The sequence below is a fragment of the Amycolatopsis sp. DSM 110486 genome (genome assembly GCF_019468465.1).
GTDB lineage: Bacteria > Actinomycetota > Actinomycetes > Mycobacteriales > Pseudonocardiaceae > Amycolatopsis.
In genome coordinates, this window is record NZ_CP080519.1 from 8,460,137 (window position 1) to 8,476,389 (window position 16,253).

18 protein-coding genes and 1 pseudogene are annotated in these 16,253 nt (G+C 69.8%); 6 read left to right on the forward strand and 13 right to left on the reverse strand.

Annotated features, from left to right (window positions below; genetic code table 11):
* Nucleotides 1-167: 167 nt before the first annotated feature.
* The 3 genes from K1T34_RS40775 (at nucleotide 168) to K1T34_RS40785 (ending at nucleotide 3,060) form a co-directional block, all read left to right on the forward strand.
* Nucleotides 168-1,247: a GNAT family N-acetyltransferase gene (locus K1T34_RS40775; RefSeq protein ID WP_220240019.1), complete on the forward strand. Its 1,080-nt coding sequence runs from the start codon at nucleotides 168-170 to the stop codon at nucleotides 1,245-1,247.
* A 341-nt stretch (nucleotides 1,248-1,588) separates the two neighbouring features.
* On the forward strand, nucleotides 1,589-2,017 hold the full coding sequence (locus K1T34_RS40780; RefSeq protein WP_220240020.1) for an archease: 429 nt from the start codon (nucleotides 1,589-1,591) through the stop codon (nucleotides 2,015-2,017).
* A gap of 206 nt (nucleotides 2,018-2,223) precedes the next feature.
* Entirely contained in the window at nucleotides 2,224-3,060 is an 837-nt protein-coding gene (locus tag K1T34_RS40785) for an undecaprenyl-diphosphate phosphatase (protein ID WP_220240021.1), read from the forward strand.
* On the opposite strand, the gene K1T34_RS40790 is transcribed toward K1T34_RS40785, so the two are convergent.
* The 6 genes and pseudogenes from K1T34_RS40790 to K1T34_RS40810 all read right to left on the reverse strand — a co-directional run bounded on the left by K1T34_RS40790 (nucleotide 2,997) and on the right by K1T34_RS40810 (nucleotide 8,093).
* Nucleotides 2,997-3,362, reverse strand: coding sequence for a hypothetical protein (locus tag K1T34_RS40790; RefSeq protein ID WP_220240022.1), 366 nt, complete (start codon nucleotides 3,360-3,362; stop codon nucleotides 2,997-2,999). The genes K1T34_RS40785 and K1T34_RS40790 overlap by 64 nt on opposite strands.
* 93 nt (nucleotides 3,363-3,455) lie before the next feature.
* A complete protein-coding gene (locus K1T34_RS40795) occupies nucleotides 3,456-4,178 on the reverse strand; it encodes a type 1 glutamine amidotransferase (RefSeq protein WP_220240023.1) in 723 nt (240 codons plus the stop codon).
* Nucleotides 4,171-5,454: a MurT ligase domain-containing protein gene (locus K1T34_RS40800; RefSeq protein ID WP_255637928.1), complete on the reverse strand. Its 1,284-nt coding sequence runs from the start codon at nucleotides 5,452-5,454 to the stop codon at nucleotides 4,171-4,173. Before K1T34_RS40800 ends, K1T34_RS40795 begins: the two co-directional genes overlap by 8 nt.
* Before the next feature lie 439 nt (nucleotides 5,455-5,893).
* Nucleotides 5,894-6,397 carry a hypothetical protein gene (locus tag K1T34_RS40805; RefSeq protein ID WP_255637929.1) on the reverse strand — a complete coding sequence of 168 codons (504 nt, stop codon included), beginning with the start codon at nucleotides 6,395-6,397 and terminating at the stop codon, nucleotides 5,894-5,896.
* Between the two features lie 112 nt (nucleotides 6,398-6,509).
* A pseudogene (locus tag K1T34_RS54855) lies at nucleotides 6,510-6,677 on the reverse strand (hypothetical protein); the annotation flags it as partial.
* 231 nt (nucleotides 6,678-6,908) lie between these two features.
* Nucleotides 6,909-8,093 carry a phosphodiester glycosidase family protein gene (locus K1T34_RS40810; RefSeq protein WP_220240024.1) on the reverse strand — a complete coding sequence of 395 codons (1,185 nt, stop codon included), beginning with the start codon at nucleotides 8,091-8,093 and terminating at the stop codon, nucleotides 6,909-6,911.
* Nucleotides 8,094-8,284: 191 nt separating this feature from the next.
* On the opposite strand from K1T34_RS40810, the gene K1T34_RS40815 reads away from it, so the two are divergent.
* From K1T34_RS40815 to K1T34_RS40825, 3 genes are all read left to right on the forward strand, one after another.
* Complete coding sequence (locus K1T34_RS40815; protein WP_220240025.1) at nucleotides 8,285-8,977, forward strand: response regulator transcription factor; 693 nt, start codon at nucleotides 8,285-8,287, stop codon at nucleotides 8,975-8,977.
* 4 nt (nucleotides 8,978-8,981) lie between these two features.
* Nucleotides 8,982-10,265 (forward strand): HAMP domain-containing sensor histidine kinase, encoded by a 1,284-nt coding sequence (locus tag K1T34_RS40820; RefSeq protein WP_220240026.1) that lies wholly within the window; start codon nucleotides 8,982-8,984, stop codon nucleotides 10,263-10,265.
* Between the two features lie 66 nt (nucleotides 10,266-10,331).
* Entirely contained in the window at nucleotides 10,332-10,760 is a 429-nt protein-coding gene (locus K1T34_RS40825; RefSeq protein WP_220240027.1) for a DUF1707 domain-containing protein, read from the forward strand.
* A gap of 3 nt (nucleotides 10,761-10,763) precedes the next feature.
* Here K1T34_RS40825 and K1T34_RS40830 read toward each other — a convergent pair whose 3' ends face one another.
* The 7 genes from K1T34_RS40830 to efeU all read right to left on the reverse strand — a co-directional run bounded on the left by K1T34_RS40830 (nucleotide 10,764) and on the right by efeU (nucleotide 16,192).
* The gene (locus K1T34_RS40830; RefSeq protein WP_220240028.1) at nucleotides 10,764-11,045 is read right to left on the reverse strand and encodes a hypothetical protein; all 282 of its coding nucleotides are present in this window, start codon (nucleotides 11,043-11,045) and stop codon (nucleotides 10,764-10,766) included.
* On the reverse strand, nucleotides 11,042-11,554 hold the full coding sequence (locus K1T34_RS40835) for a Clp protease N-terminal domain-containing protein (protein WP_220240029.1): 513 nt from the start codon (nucleotides 11,552-11,554) through the stop codon (nucleotides 11,042-11,044). Before K1T34_RS40835 ends, K1T34_RS40830 begins: the two co-directional genes overlap by 4 nt.
* A gap of 41 nt (nucleotides 11,555-11,595) precedes the next feature.
* A complete protein-coding gene (locus K1T34_RS40840; protein WP_220240030.1) occupies nucleotides 11,596-11,820 on the reverse strand; it encodes a helix-turn-helix domain-containing protein in 225 nt (74 codons plus the stop codon).
* 97 nt (nucleotides 11,821-11,917) lie between these two features.
* Nucleotides 11,918-12,778: an oxaloacetate decarboxylase gene (locus K1T34_RS40845; RefSeq protein WP_220240031.1), complete on the reverse strand. Its 861-nt coding sequence runs from the start codon at nucleotides 12,776-12,778 to the stop codon at nucleotides 11,918-11,920.
* 136 nt (nucleotides 12,779-12,914) lie between these two features.
* Nucleotides 12,915-14,135, reverse strand: a complete 1,221-nt coding sequence (locus tag K1T34_RS40850) for an alpha/beta hydrolase (protein ID WP_255637930.1) — start codon at nucleotides 14,133-14,135, stop codon at nucleotides 12,915-12,917.
* Nucleotides 14,136-14,183: 48 nt separating this feature from the next.
* Nucleotides 14,184-15,329 carry an iron uptake system protein EfeO gene (gene efeO / locus K1T34_RS40855; protein WP_220240032.1) on the reverse strand — a complete coding sequence of 382 codons (1,146 nt, stop codon included), beginning with the start codon at nucleotides 15,327-15,329 and terminating at the stop codon, nucleotides 14,184-14,186.
* A gap of 2 nt (nucleotides 15,330-15,331) precedes the next feature.
* Nucleotides 15,332-16,192 carry an iron uptake transporter permease EfeU gene (efeU, locus tag K1T34_RS40860; RefSeq protein WP_220240033.1) on the reverse strand — a complete coding sequence of 287 codons (861 nt, stop codon included), beginning with the start codon at nucleotides 16,190-16,192 and terminating at the stop codon, nucleotides 15,332-15,334.
* Nucleotides 16,193-16,253 lie beyond the last annotated feature (61 nt).

Genomic DNA, 16,253 nt, shown 5'->3' on the forward strand with positions numbered 1-16,253 from the left:
TTGGCGCTGTTACAGCGGAAGTGTCGATCTTAGTGACTTGTCGGGGCAGAAATTTCAACGATCTTGTGTAACCCTTGCACCGAATCGGACGAATTACCAGGTACGCAACCTGCGGGCAACGGCCGCGGGTGAGGAGCGAACGGGGCCGGGTCATGGATAGGAAAGGTGTGAAAAATCTGTCGGATGGGCAGGTGGACGTACCGGCAGCCGACAGTTTGGTGAAAATGATCAGCCCAGCTCCCCGCGCGGAGTGGGTGGCGATCATGCGCAGTGATCCGTACGCTCTGGAGAGCCAATCTCCGGAATGGGCTGATGCGATGTGCGATGCCCATCGACTGCGAGATGTGAGCAGGCTGTATGAAACGGCCGGAGGACGCACGCTAATTCTGCCCATGCTCCGGCGTCCGCTGGCGGCCGCGTTCCTCACGGCGGAGCAGTCCAATCCGCCGGCGTGCGGGCTGGGTGGGATCCTCGCTGCGGGTGGGGTGCAGGTCGGGGAGGTCAACGCCGTGCTCGAGGACCTGGCGAAGCGGCGTGTTGTGGTCCAGTCCGTGTCGCCTGGCCCGCTCGAGGTGGACGCGTGGCGCGACGCGCATCACCCGCGAGCTCTCGTCCATCCGCACCACGTGCACTTGCTCGACCTGCAGGGTGGCTGGGACGAGGTGTGGGCGCAGCGGTTCACCAAGAACTCCCGGCGTGGTGTCCGGACAGCGGAGCGCAAGGGCGTCACGGTGGAACGCGGCACCGGGGGCGAGCTCGTTCCGGAGTTCTACGCACTGATGGAACGTGCGGTCCTGCGGTGGGCGCGCCAGCAGCACGAGCCGACGTGGCTCGCGAGGCGACGGCTTCACCGGCGGGATCCGCGTGAGAAGTTCGAGGCGATCGGACGCCGCCTGGGCGAGGGCTTCCAGGTGTGGGTGGCCCGCGTCGACGACCGGCCCGCCGCGGCCTGCCTTGTGGTACGGGGTGTCAACGCGCACGACTTCCGTGGGGTCATGGATGAACGACTGAAGAGCTACCGGGCCACTGACCTGATTCAGGCTCGGGCCATCCAGGACGCGTGCGAGGCCGGGTGCCGCTACTACTACCTCGGAGAATCGGGCACCGGGACACTCGGCCAGTTCAAGGAACGATTCGGCGCGCGCCGAATCGTCTCCCCGGAGTTCCGTTTTGAACGGCTGCCGGTCACCAGGGTCGAACGGGGAATCAAAACGGCGGTCAAGAAGATGATCGGGTTTCAGGACTGATACCCGGTGGTGCGCGCCTTGTCCCGCGCCGTGTCGCCCTTGGCTCTCTCCTCATCGCCGCCGAAGGTGAACTGGACGAAGGACAACAGGAGTTGCCGCTTTTTGCGTACGCCGCGGTGCGCTTCCACTGCGAGCCAACCGCATCCATTGTCGCCGAACTGGGCGACAAGGCGGGGGCACTCAGCCACCCGAGGTGAATTTCGTCCGGTTCAGGCCCTGATGCGACATTCTTTCGGGGCATGGGGATTGTCCGGGGGGGGCACGGTTCACCTGGCCTGGGTGAGGCCGACGTGGGCTGTCGTCTGGACACTGCCCGGGTGGGGAGGTCTGGGCGGAGATCAGTGCTGAAGCAGGACGCCCGTGGTACGCGGCGCGTTGTGCACGCCGCTGATCTGTGCATCGCAGCGTGGGGGCCGACGCGGGAGGCGTGTCTGGCGGAAGCAGTGCGGGCGCTGGTGGAGAGTTTTGTCCACGCACGGCCTGCGGGTGGGTCCGCGGCGTGGTCGTTCGAGGCCAGCGGGCCGACGGATGGTTCGGTCCTGGTTGCGCTGCTCGACGGGGTTATCGCCATGATGCGGATGCGGAGCCTGATTCCGGTCACGGTGGAGGGGGTCGGCGTGGACGGCTCGATGGTGCGGCTGCGCTGCCGGACGGCCGACCTCGCCGCCGTCATCCCGGTGGGGGCGATCCCGAAGGGTCTGTCGCGGCGGGAGGTTCGGTGCGAGCGCGCCGGAGGCGGTTGGCGGTGCGCTGCTCGGATCGATGTTTGAGTCGCCGTGAGGCCAGGTGATTCCTCGCCTCCGGGGCCCGGGCACCTTCACCCCGGTACAACGTCGGCGGTACCTGCCGGATGACGGTGGGTTGCATCGTCATCGCCACCCATCGGCGGGTCTGCCGCGTGCGGTTCCTGGGTTCTCCCGCGATAAGCTGACGTGGAGACCTTGTCAACATGAGTTGACGACGAAGGAAAAATGAGTTGAGCGCGATCGATCTCGGCCAGTCGGTGATCCTGGGGATCGTGGAAGGCCTGACCGAGTTCCTGCCCGTGTCTTCCACTGGGCATCTGAAGATCGCCGAGGGGCTGCTCGGCATCCCGGTCGACGATCAGTCGGTGGTCGGGTTCACCGCGGTGATCCAGGTCGGTGCCATCGCCGCGGTGCTGGTGTACTTTTTCCGCGACATCGTGCGGTTCGCCGCGGCGTGGGGGCGCGGGCTGGTCAACTCGCGGGCGCGTCAGGAACACGACTACAAGTTCGCCTGGTGGGTCATCTTGGCCACGATCCCGATCGTTGTCGCCGGGTTGCTGTTCCAGTCGCTGGTGAAGGGGCCGCTCGCGTCGTTGTGGGTCGTCGCGATCTCGCTGCTCGCCGGCAGCGCGATCATGTGGGCGGCGGATCGGTTCGGGACGGGTAAACGTGGTGAGGCCGAGTCCACGTTCGCGGACGCGATGTTGGTCGGTTCGTCGCAGATCCTTGCGCTGCTCTTCCCGGGTTTTTCCCGCTCCGGCGCGACGATCTCGACCGGGCTCTTGCGGGGCCTGGACCGGGTCGCGGCCACGCGGTTGTCGTTTTTCCTGTCGATCCCGGCGCTGACGGGCGCCGGGCTCTACGAGCTGAAGGACGCGCTCGGCGGCGGTGTCGAGGTGCTGCCGCTCGTGGTCGGGACGGTCGTGTCGTTCGTCGTGGCCTACGCCACGATCGCGTGGCTGCTGAAGTTCGTCGCGGGGCACACGTTCACGGCGTTCGTGATCTACCGCGTTGTCGTGGGGGTCGCGCTGCTGGCCGCACTGGGATCGGGCGTCCTGTCCGCCTGACCATCTCCGGGTCGCGCGAAGCCCTCTGCGGCGAGCGCTTCGCGTGCGGCGGCGGCGATGCTTTCGCCGTGGGCGAGCGGGTCGTTGAGGCTCCGCTCGCGCATGAGCGGAGCATCGCGAAGATCCCCGTCAGGCAACAGCTCCGCGACCCGCTGCACTGTATTCACCGCGTGCCACGCGGCCAGAGTCAACGGGTCAGGCGGTGGAGCGTCCTCGGCCAGCATCGACGGTCCGAGCTGCGCGGCCAGCCCGCCGGCCAGCTCGGAAAGCCGCGCCGCGTGCGGCAGCTGGGGTTCGGACATGGGTTCGTCTCCGGTGTGGCAGCGAGAAACCAGGTGGTCGCGGCAGTCTCACACGAGGCGGGCCAACGTCTGGCAAAACGCCTTACCGTCCGTTTACCTGTGCGGCCGGCGTTTGGCCGCACGGAGACGTTCCTGCCGCAAGGTACCGATCTCCGGCAGCGGCAGCGCGGAGGGTGTCGCGCCCAGGGCCCACGCCAGCAGCAGGTCGGCCAGCGCGGGGTTGCGGGCGAGGACGGGACCGTGCAGGTAGGTCGCCAGGACACGTCCGGTGAGCGCGCCCTCCGTGCCGTCCCCGTTGCCGATGCCGGCCCGGACCGGTCCGAGCGCGCGGCTGTCGTTGCCGACCTGCGTACGGCCGAGGTGATTCTCGAAACCGGTCAGGGGTTCGGTGCCGAGCCGATCGGCGACGTCGACGACGACCTCGCCGACCGCTCGCTTGCTACCCGGAGCGGTGACCGCGTCGAGCAGACCGAGACCGGTGTGGGGCACGCCGTCGGAAGTGGTGAACTTCGTGCCGAGCACCTGAAAGCCCGCGCACACCCCGAACACGACCGCGCCACGGGCCGCCGCGTGCTGCAATCCGGGATGGGTGCGGAGGTGGTTGACGGCGAGGGCTTGCGCGTCGTCTTCGCCGCCACCCAGCAGGTACAGATCGAGGGAAGACGGGACGGCGTCGCCGTGCCGGATGTCCAGGACGGTGGCGGTGGTGCCGCGCCACTGCAGCCGGCGCTGGAGGACCTGGGCGTTGCCGGCATCGCTGTAGGTGCCCAGGATGTCGGGCAGCACCAGGCCGATGCCCAGCGTGGAGTCAGCCATCGCCGAGCCTCTGGTGCGCGTCGCGGAACGCCGTGTAGTTCGCGACGAGCTCGACGGGACCAGGTGGCAGGGCGCTGACCGCGGTGAGTGGCCGTCGGCACAGGGTGTGCTGCACCTCGGCGTAGGTCAGGCGCACCGCGACGTCGGTCGCCCGCTCGCCGGCGGCCACGACGTGGCGCCCGCGCAGCTGCTCGAAGGGCACGTCCCACAGCCACGACGTGTCGCGTCCGTCGGCCTGGCCGCTGTTGACCGCGATCACCACGGAAGCCCACGGATCGATCAGCGGCAGGGTTTCGCGCCAGCCCGCGGGGTTTTTCGCCAGCAGGAGCCGCACGGCGTGTCCGCTCACGTCGGCGCGGCGGTAGCGGCCGGCGACGTCGTCGATCGTGCGCAGCCGGACCGCGGCGACGTTCGGCGACACGCCGAGGTGCTCGGCAGTGGCGACCGCGACGGCGGCGTTGGCGGCGTTCGCCCGGCCCGGCAACCGGAGGTCGAGTGTGACGCTCGTGCCGCGTGCGTTTTCCAAGGTGTTGCCGAGCAGAGTCCACAGTGGATCAGGCCGGGTCAGGCCGCACGTGCAGCACCAGCCGCTCGGGGTGTGGAGGACGGCTTGGCCACAGCGAGCGCAGGTCACCGCGTCGGCGTGCCAGTCCTGTCCCGCTCCGACCCAGAGCGGCCGCGTGGAGGCGAGCGCGGCCGAGGTGACGAGCGGGTCGTCGCAGTTGGCGATCACCGTCGTGCCCGGCAGCGCGGCGACGAGCGCCCGTAGCTCGCGCTCGATCGTGCGCACCTCGCCGACGCGGTCGAGCTGGTCGCGGCTGAGGTTGAGCAGGACCAGACACGCCGGGCGCACTTGCGCGGCGACGGCCGGGGCGTAGTTCTCGTCGATTTCGAGCACCGCGACGGGGGCGTGTGGTTTCGCCACCAGAGCGGCGGTGACCCCATCGGGCATGTTCGCCCCGTCGCCGTTTCGGGCGACCTCGCCCAGCGTCTCGAGAATCCGGCTGAGCATGAGCGCCGTGGTCGTCTTGCCGTTGGTGCCGGTCACCAGCACCACCGTCCGGTCCCGGGCAAGGTTCCGCAATGTGTCGGGGTCCAGCCGCAGAGCGACGCGCCCGCCGATGATGCCGCCCGACCCCAACCCCAGCAGACGGGAGACCGCCGCGGCAGATCGGGCGGCGGCGGCGGCAAACCGGGTCCGTGCCGGCAGCCGCCCCGGACCCGGGGACACTCGGGCTCGCCCGGTGAGCGCGGTTGGTGGACTCGGGCTCTCCACGGGAACTCCTTCACATGGTGGACGGATCGGGGCCACTTTCGTCGCAGTCTCCTGTGAGGACACTGAGCGCGCCCACAATCCGACGGTAGGCCGAGACAGCCCAGGGAACGGTTCGAGCAGGGTTAACCGATTGCTGTCTTAGTGATCCACAATGGATACGATTAACGGGATGCAAGAACTGTTGGCCTGCGTCTTACCCGGACCTTGGGTGGTGGGGGTTTGCCGAATCACTGAGAGGATCACGGTCCCTATGGGCCGAGCGTGGGCACCGTGCGCATGTCGCGCCGGGCTAGCGTCGACCCCCGCACCTCCCGGTGCGATCACCAGCACGTCATGACCGGCCGCGTGCAGCTCGCGCACCGTGGCCATCAGCCTCGTCACGGTGCCATCGGCGGAGCGCAGTCACGTCTCGGTCACCAAGGCGACGCGGATCCCGGATCTACCGGTTCCGCGGGGCGGAGGCGTTCGCGGCGAGACAGCCGACCAGCGCGGCGATCACGAGCAGCAGCACCAGTCTGACAGGCCCGGTGCCGAGGCCCACCCCGCCCCGGTCAGGCCCGACACCGAACCATTCCGCAAAGGACGCACCCAGCGGCCGCGTGAGGATATACGCGGCCCAGAAGGTGCCGACGCGACTCACTCCGGGGAACCGGGTCGCGATCGCCGGGAGGCGATGATCACGGCGAACCCGATCCCGGAGCCGAGATACCGGAGGTGCAACGTCGTCGCGGTCAGATCGCCGACGGCGGTGCCCAGCGCGAAGGTCGTGCCCGACGGCGAGCCAGTAGAAGAACTCACGGCGTGGCGTGCGGATCTCGTGGATCGACAGCGTCTTCTCGAACCGGTACCACAGCAGGAAGACCACGCCCAGCGCGACCGCGAAGACCGCCGTCGACACCGCGTACGGCACACCCAGGCCCACGTGGGCGACATCGGCCGCCATGGTGCCGAATGCTGCTGACCAGCAGCACGCTCGTCCAGTACAGCGCCGGGCCGTACGAGCGGGCGCGAAACTGCGCGACGAGGGACACGGCCAGCGCCAGGCCCGCCACCGCCACCGCGATCACCGGGTCGATCAGGTGCGCGAGGAAGTCGCTCGTGGTCTCCCCGACACCGGTCGTGAGTACCTTGATGATCCAGAAGAGGCCGGTGACCGCCGGGACCTTCGAGGCTCCGCGCTCGCGGGTGTGGCGCGCACCGACGCTCAGTTCCGCTGTCGTCAGGGGAAATTATCGCATTCCCCGGTGGCGCCGGTGCGATCGGAATGAATGTCCGGCCTTGTGCCGCTTGCTTGTTTCGCCGGTATTTTTCTGGCCAGTGAATAGCCGGTCGTAAACCTGGCGCTAACCTTCGATACTGTACTGTGCGGCGTCATTCCCGTTGGCGTGTCGGGAAATTCAGTTCATTCGATGTTCTTCCTCAGGTTCCCCGTAAATCTACACTGTTTTCGTAGTTCACGGCGTCGTCGCCGGTGGAAGGCGCAGGGAGGTGGCGAAGAAGTCGCGCTGGTCGGGTTGCAGGTAGCGGCCCACGCTGCCGGGCATGGCGGGCAGCAGCTTCGTCGCGCCCGCGTTCGGGTCGCCGGGCCGGTAGCTGTTGAAGGTGACCATGGGCGAGTGGATGTCGAGCTCCATGCCCTGTTGAATGCCCGCCTGCACCATGGCGTCGGCGAGGGTGTGCAGGGTCAGGCCGGTGCCGCCGACGTAGATGAGGTTGCCGGCCCGGTCAGTGCCCAGACCTGAGCGCCAGGTGTACTGGAACTGGTTCGACGCGCTGCCCCAGTGGCCTGCCGGGTTGAGGTCCAGTCCCCGCACTGGGGCGCCGTGGTCGATCACGAGGTCGAGATTCTGGCGCACGGCGGCGATGTTGGCCGTCATCGTCGCGTCCCGCCCCCACTGCGCGACCGACACCCGCCCGGTGTTGTCGATGACGACGGAGGCCATGCCGTCGTGGAGGGGCGAGACAGTGGTGCCGTCGAGGTAGAAGCCGCCGTTGCAGTCCTTGAGCTGGAAACCGGAGTTGAACGCGGCCACGAGTGTGCTGTGCATTTCGGAGGGAATGGCCGCGGGGCCAGGGCCGCCGGGGTCTTTCGTCCCGGCGAACAATTGCGTACGCACCAGGGACTGGTTCAGCCACGCGACTCCCGCGACCACGCTCGCGTGGGCCGGGTCGGGCTGGATGAATGTGGTGTATTCGGCGACCTGGTTGCCGCTGCGGGCCCCGGGGGTCCACTCACCGGCTCCGGCGGAGGCAGACGGGCCAACCGGGAGATTCTGCGGGCGAGGGCCGGTACCACCGGTGGCCGGTCCGCCCATCATGGGCAGCTCGCCGGCCGATGGCGCTGCACTCGAGGGTGGGTGCCGGGTGAACCACCAGTTCTCCACGGCGTTGACCACACCACCGAGCCCCATGTCCCGCAGCCAATCCACGGTCCGGACGGACACGCTCGCGTCGCCGGGGTAGGTCAGTGCGTAGGCGTAGGTTCCGGCCGGATAGCCCACCAGCGCCGCGACGAGCAGAAGCACGATCCGGCGCCGCCAGCGTCGCTTCGGCGGCGCGGGCGCCGCCTGGGGAGCGGTCGGCCGAGGGCCGGGCCGGTGCGGGGAAACCGGGTGCGGGTACAGCTGATCGGCGGACATGATCACAAGCTATTTCGGGTTGTGTGTACGCCTGGGAAGCCGCAGGTTAGTGGCAGGGAAAAACGCGCTCACGGGCGAATGCGAACTGATTTCGCCGCCGGTGCCGGTAAGGGGACAGTCCGCTCAGGTTAGTGGCAGGCAAAATGATCGTGGCCTGCGCCCGAGCCGGGAGATGCGGATATTCTCGGGGCATGGCCCGAGTCCTTGTCGTCGAAGACGACCGCACCATCGGTGAGGTTCTGCACACGAGCCTGACCCAGCACGGGCACGAGGTCGCGTGGCACACGCGCGGCCGCACGGCCCTGCAGGACGCCGCGAAACAGCCGTGCGACCTGGTCCTGCTCGACTTGGGCCTGCCGGACCTGGACGGCACCGAGGTGTGCCGCGAACTGCGCAGTGCGCTGCCGGCTTGCGTGATCGTCATGCTCACCGCACGCGCCGACGAGATGGACGTGGTCGTGGGACTCGAGGCGGGCGCGGACGACTACCTCGTGAAACCGGTGCCGCTGGGCGAACTGCACGCTCGTCTGCGCGCGCACCTGCGGCGCCACTCGACCGATCGTAGCCAGGTCGAGATCACGCTCGGTCGGCTGCGGATCGACCCGGCCGCTCGCCGGGTCGCCGTGGACGGGATCGAGTTCCAGTTGCGCGCCAAGGAGTTCGAGCTCCTGCTGCGCCTTGCCCAAGACCCCGGCAACGCCGTGAGCCGCGAAGCACTGATGGCCGACGTGTGGGATGCCCACTGGTTCGGCTCGACCAAGACACTCGACGTCCACATCGCCACGCTGCGACGCAAACTCGCCGAGGCCGGCGGCGCGGGCCGGATGCCGGAGATCGCCACCCTGCGTCGCCACGGCTACCGGCTCGAGGAATCGGAAGGGTGAGCCAGTGCGTCGCCGCATCGTCCTGACGACGGTGCTCGCCGCGTTGGTCGCGATCGGGCTGTTCGGCGTGCCGCTGGCCGTGGCTGTGGCGCGGTACTTCGTCACCGCCGAACGCGCCGAACTCGAACGGGCCGCCGACTCTTACGCCCTCGATGTCTCGGCCGATATCCTGCGGCACCGGACTCCCGATCGCACGCCGGCTACCGAGGATCCCACCTTTGTGGCGGTCTACAGCCCGGTCGGCAGGCTGCTCGCCGGGGCCGGCCCGCCCACGCTCGCCGACGCCGGTGAAGCCACCGCGGCGGACGAAGTTCTGTCCGCGGACACCCCCGGGGAACTGGTGGTCGTCGTGCCGATCAGCGACGATGGGTCGGTGGTCGCGCTCGTGCGCGCCGCCACCGCGCGCACGGAGGTCTACTGGCACACCGGTCTGACGTGGCTCGGCATGGCCTGCCTGGCCGTGGTCGCTCTGCTGTCGGCTTACCTCGTGGCGCGGCGCCAGGCCCAGCGGCTGGCCCGACCGCTCGAACAGCTGTCCGCGAACGCCCGTGACCTCGGCGACGGTGACTTCAGCATCCGCGCCGACCGCGCCGGAATCCCCGAGATCGACTCGGTCGGCGAGTCCCTCGACTCCACCGCCGTGCGGCTCGACGACCTCCTGGCCCGGGAACGCGCCTTTTCCGCCGACGCGTCCCACCAGCTGCGCACCCCGCTCGCCGGGCTGCGCCTGCAGCTGGAGGCCGCGCTGGAGAACCCGCGTGCGAACCTGCGCGACGTCGTCGAGGCCGGCGTCGCGACCACCGGCCGGCTCGACCGGACCGTCACCGACCTGCTCGCCCTCGCCCGCGACACGCCACCGGTCCGCGACGACGCCACTGACCTCGCCGGCGAGCTCGCCGCCATCGAGACCGAGTGGGCGGCGGCCCTTGCCGAGCACGCACGCGACCTGGTGCTGAAGGTGGAACCCGTCGTCGCCGGCGCCCAGCTGTCCGGTCCGGTGCTGCGCCAGATCATGACGGTCCTGCTCGACAACGCCCTGCGCCACGGCACCGGCACCGTCACCGTCACCGCCCGCGACGCCGGCGACGTGCTCGCCGTCGACGTCGGCGACGAAGGTGAGGTCAACGGCACCGACGTGTTCGACCGCCGCTCACCCGGCGCCCGGGGAACGGGGATCGGCCTCGCGCTCGCCCGCCGCCTCGCCGAAGCCGAGGGCGGGCGCCTGCGCCTGACCCGCCCGCGGCCAGCTCTGTTCACCCTGCTGCTTCCGCTCGAGCAACGACGGTAGCTACTACGTTCGTGTAGAATTTCGGCGAGACCAGAGTTTCGGACACCAGCCCGGCCGGGAGGGACCATGACCGAAGACGAGGCCCGCACGGAGCAGGTACCCGAGGGCATCCGCTGTTCCGACGCCGAGCGGGAAACCGCCGCCACGGCGCTGCACGCGGCCGTTGGCGAAGGCCGGCTGTCACTGGCCGAAGTCGAGGAGCGGACAGCGACGATCTACGCCGCGCGCTTCCGGCACGAGCTCGACGCGGTCGTCGCCGACCTCCCGCGATCCGCTGCGCCGCCGCCGGCCTCCGGATGGCGGCCCGTGCTCACGCTGGCCGCCCATCAGCTGGCAACCGACTTCACAACACTCACCGGCCGTGGTGCCGTCGCCGGCGCCCGTCGTCGGGCGTACGTCATCGCGGCCACCGTCCTGGTGTTCGTGGCGATGCTGCTGCTCGCCGTCCACGGCATCGCCGACGACGGCCCGCACCACGGCTTCGGCCACGACTGACCGTCAGCCGGCCGCTTGCTCGGTGTCCTTTTTGGACGCTCTTCCGAGCAGGAGCCTGACGGCCACGACGGACACCAGCGGAGCGGCTCCGGCGACCACGAGGGCCGCGATCACCGGTAGCCCGGCGTGCGGAGTCGGACTGCCAGGAGGCGCGGGCGGCGGGGTGAAGCGCAGGCGTGAGTCGAGGTGGTGCCAGCGGGTCACTTCCAGGTGGATGATGCGCCAGCTGCCCGCCCAGGCGGCCACTGCCACCGCGAGCAGCCACCACAGGCCTCGGCGGGTCACGGCGTACGTTCCAGAAGCGCTGCCCGCAGGGTCGGTGCGGAGATGCCGAGGGCGGCCAGGATCGGTGGCACGAGGCCGCCATTCGTGCCGACCACCACGGCGCCGAGGTGGTTCGCGCCGGCGGGGGACACGCCGCGGCGTCCGGCCTCGCTGACCGCGGCCTGCAGGCAGGACCGGGCCCGGCCGGTGATCGGCAGGTGCCCGGGCAGTTGCGGACGCCGGCGCCTCCGCGGCAGAGGCGCCGGGACGGGGCCGAAATGGGCCGCGACTGCTTCGCGTACTGCATCCAGGTCGATGCCGATCGCGGCGAGCGCCTCGGCGTCCACATTGTCGAACATCCGGCGCGGCCTGGTCAGGAGCCGGTCGGTCTGGGTGGCGACGCCGTCGGGGGTCAAGCCGTACTCCCGGGCCACCTCGCCCACTCGGGTCGGTGCGTCCGCGACCGCGAACAAGAGGTGCTCGGAACCGATCCCGGGATGCCCGAGCGCGCGGGCGCGTTCCTGTGCCATCCGTACGAGAGCGCGGGCGTCCTCAGCGAACTGCCGGTTCCTCATTTCGGCCCCCGGATTCTGCGGCCGTGCTTGCGGTGCACCGTCTGCTTGCTCACGCCGAGCCGGGCCGCGATGTCCTGCCACGACCACCCCGACAAGCGCGCCCGGTCCACCTGCAGCGTCTCCAGTTCCTCCGCCAGCGCCCGCAACGCGGCCACGGCCCGCAACCCGACGTCGGGGTCGGAACTGGCCGCGCTCTCGGCGATCTCCGCTCGTGTCTTCATCTCGTCAACATAAGCTGACCGCGCCCTGGTGTCAACATAAGCTGACGATTGACCGTCGAGCGGGGCCGGCCGAACGGATCCGGCCGGCCCCCGGGGCTCAGGCGCCGACTCGGGCCGGAGTCGCGTGGTGGCGGCTGATGTTGCGTTCCAGCAGGCCGAGCGACTGCGCCACCCCGACCCCGCCGGCGCCGAGCTCGGGGAGCCGCCCGTCGTCGTGGCGCAGGCGGATGAGCGCGTTGTCCATGGCCTCCTGCGCGGCGAACAGGCAGGGCGTGCTGTAGATCGCCACGTCGACCCCGAGGGCCGACAGCTCGGGCAGGGACAGGCGCGGCGACTTCCCACCCGCGATCTGGTTGAACAGCAACGGTTTGTCGCCGATCGCCGTCCGGATCTCCGTGATCGCCTCAGCGGAGCGGACGCCGTCGATGAGGACCACGTCGGCGTCGGTCCGGGCCAGCGCTTCGGCGCGGCGGAGGATCTCGTCGTGCTCGGTGGCGTCCGTGCGGGCGACCACGACGAGATCCCGGCGGGCGGACAACACCAGGTCGAGCTTCTCCAGGTATTCCTCGAGGGGCAGGACCTGTTTGCCGTCGACGTGGCCGCAGCGTCGGGGCCGCTTCTGGTCTTCGAGGATGACGCCGGATGCGCCGAGCTGCTCCAGCTGCTGCACGACGTGGCCCGCGACCTCGGGGTCGACGTACCCGTCGTCGATGTCGACGAGCAGGTGGTGCTGCGGCAGCGCCAGGCGCAGCCGCTGCACGAAGGCGACCATGTCGGGCCACGCGATGAACCCGATGTCGGGCAGCCCGTAGTGGGACGCGGCGAAGCCGAATCCGGAGATGAACAGCCCGTCGTAGTGCTGTGCCGCGACCGAGGCGGAGAACATGTCGAAGACGCCGATGAGCGGGGTGATCGAGTCCGAGCGGATGGCCGAACGGAGGCTTTCGCCGTGACGCACCTTGATCTCCTTGTCGTGGGTGTCGGTGATCTTGGTGCCGATGGTGGCGGTGGCGGGGTTAACGGCTCCCTATCGTGCGGAAGGCTTGCGGCAAGACGGTTTCCTCGATCGGGTGGTGTTCGGTCCGGCCCTTCGGTCAGGCGGGGTGCCGTTGTGCTTTCACCTGAGGGAATTCGGTGTTGCCTGTCTGGAGAAGCGGTTCCGCGCGTGCGTGGACGGTGTGGTCGAGGAACGCGGTCACGTAGGCACCCGTGATCGTCAGGACTTCGGTGCCGTCCAGGTCGCCGAGGGCGAGCTGGGCTCGGAGGGGAGCGGCGAGGTAGTAGGCGTCGTAGTCGCTGAAGTCGAAGTGGCGGGCGCCGTCGATCCGGTAGCACCACGCCGGCCCGCCTGTCGCCAGCAGTTCGTGGACGGCCGGGTCGGCGGGCGCCGACGGGCAGGTCGCGGCGAGGCACAAGTCGCCGGAGGCGAGAAGCAGGTGCGGTTTGGCGAGTCCGGTGTGGACGACGGCGCCGTAGGGCGTGCCGTCGAGATCGACGGCTCCGGCGCAGCGCGTGTCGGTGCGGCAGGCTTCGAGCGAGGCGGCGCCGCCGAAGGAGTGGCCGACGTAGGACACGAGGTCGTGCTCCACATGTCCGGCGAAGAGGTGGGTGCTGTCGAGCGCGATCGTCTTGTCGGCGGCGAATCGGGCGTCGGCGGCCCACACGGCGACGAGCCGGTCGCCGTCGGCCTGGGCCGCGCCGGCGTGCAGGTCCGGGCCGTTGAACGAGGACGGGTTTCCGGCAGCGGTGGCGTGGACGGGCCGGCCGTGCAGCACGGTCAGATTCGCGCTGTAGGTGGGCGTGACGCCGGCGACGAGGTAACCGTCGCTCGCCAGACCCTCGGCCAGCGTGGTGTACTGCGGCGCCGCGAATCCGAGGCCGGGCTCGAGAACCACGACGGGGAACCGGCCGGGCGCCACCGGGGCGTCGGCGAGCGCGTGGTCGTGTACGTCGGCGAAGTCCGTTTCGGCGAGGCCGACCGGGCCGGGCAGGTGCAGCTGGGCCCAGGCTCCCGGCGTGTAGTCCGCGGGGCGGGCGCGGCTGCCGGGCGCGGCGGGATACCAGAGCGAGACAGCGAGCTCACGACGTCCCGCCGGAGCGGGGGCGAGCGGGTCGGTGCGGGTCGCGTCCGTCCACTCGAGACCGGTCCGGCCGACGGGGTACGAGCCGGTCGGTGCCGGCAGCGTCACCGGCCGGCCGGCGCGGACCACGACGTATCCGGCGTACCCTCCGGCGCCCAGTACCACGACGGCGATCAGGACGAGGGCCGTTCTGAGGATCCGGTGTCCGCGCCGGCCGCTTTCCTCGTTTCGCACCACGCGATCGTGGCAGCGGGTTCCTGAGAGCTCACTCAGTGAGCGTGGCTAGTGGGCGACGACCTCCGCGACCTTGCTCAGCGGCTCGGACAAGGCGTCCACCGAGGCCGCGAACTTCTTGATCTGGTCTTGGGTCAGGTCGGTGTAGAGCTTGAACGTGTCCCCGGTGCGCTGGGCGTCCAGCAGGGTCTGCACGGCCGCGAACCGGGCGTCGAGTGTGGACACCAGCGCGGGGTTGCGCTGCGCCAGGACCGGACGCAGTGCCTGGATGGCGCCCTGGGAACCGTCCACATTGGCTTGGAAGTCGGATAGGTCGGTGTGGGAGAAGGCTTCTTCCTCGCCGGTGATCTTGCCCGTCGCGACCTCGTCGAGCAGGCTCTTGGCCCCGTTGGCCAGATCCAGCGCGCTCAGCTGCAATGCGGACGCTTTCTGTCCGAGCGCGGTGACGTCGGCGACGAGCCGGTCGGCGATGGCGGCGGAGTCCGGCTGCAGGCCGGTGACCCACAGGTCCTTCTCCAGGCGGTGGAAGCCCGTGAACCTCTGCCCCGGCTGGAGGTCGGCCTCGCGTACGTCGATGGCCGGGTCGAGATCGCCGAACTTGGCCGCGACCGGTTCGATCCGCTCGTAGTAAATACGCGTCCGGGCGTACTGCGACTTCGCGGCGGCGACGTCCTTCGCCTTGATCACCGCGGCGAACTTGCGGGTTTCGTCGGCGAACGCGCCGGTTTGCGAGGCGACGTAGCGGGCGTAGCCGCGCGCGGCCTCGGCGAGCTGGGCGTTGGCGTCGGTGCCCTTGGCCGCACCGCCCGTGACGGTGAACGGGCCGCGGATGCCGGCGCCGGCCATCCCGGGCTTGCAGGCCGTCTGGTACGTGCCGCCGTCGGCGACCTCCACGATCAGGCGCCGGGTCAGCCCGGGCGCGATGTTCTCCACCTCACCCATGATCCGGTCGCCGGCACCGTAGAGGTAGAACTCGGTGACCTTGGTTCCGTGGTTGGCGATCTGGAACGTCAGGTTCCCCGCCGGCGCGCTCGTCGCCGACACCTGGCACGCGGAGTCCGAGGCGGTGACCGTGATCGGTCCGGCCGGAGTGCCGTTCGCCGCGGAGGGCGGTGCGCCCCCGCACGCCGAGACGAGGGCGGCCAGGGTCGCGCCCGCGCTCAGCACCAGGCCGGTTCGTGCGGTCTTCGCCATCGTCACTCCTTCAGGTCGCGGGCCGCGGCCGGCTGGGTGGTCGTCGTGGTGGCGGACTTGTCGCGCGCGGGGCGCAGGAACAGCGGCAGGACGATCGCGACGTAGGCCACCCACGCGATCGCCTGCAGAACCGTGGTCTGCTGGGAGTAGTTGAAGATGCCTTTGAGCAACGCGCCGTACCACGAGGTCTCCGGCACCACGGCCGAGGCGTCGAACGCCAGCGTGGACAGCCCGGGCAGGAAAGCCCCCTCCTGCAGGTCGTGCAGCCCGTAGCCCAGAACCCCGGCCGCCACGAACACCAGCAGGACCCCGGTGACCTTGAAGAACTTGCCCAGGTCGAACCGCAGCGCCCCACGGTAGAGCAGCCAGGCCAGCGCCACCGCGAGCACGATCCCGACCGTGAAACCCAGCAGCGGCAAGGCGGTGTCGCCGCGCGCGGTCTGCACCGACGCGTAGAAGAAGACCGACGTTTCCAGGCCTTCGCGCCCGACCGACAGGAACGAGACGAGCACGATGGCCGCCGGCCCCAGCTTCAGCGCGTTCTCCATCTTCCCGCGCAATTCGGCCGAAATGTGCCGGGCGGCCGTGCGCATCCAGAAGATCATCACCGTGACGAACGCGACCGCCACGATCGACAGCAGGCCACCGACCAGTTCCTGGTGCTCGAAGGTCAGGTTCGCCGTGGTGTAGGTGAGCACCGCGCCCACGGCCACCGACAGCAGCACCGCCGCGGCGACGCCGGGCCACACCCAGCGCAGCGCCGCACGCCGGTCGGTCTTGACCAGGAACGCCACCAGGATGCTCACGACGAGTGCCGCCTCGAGCCCCTCGCGCATCCCGATCAAGAGGCTGGAGAACAACACCGCACGGCTCCTTGGGGTCACTCGACGACCGGACCCCGCCAGTCTTTAGGTAAGCCTCACC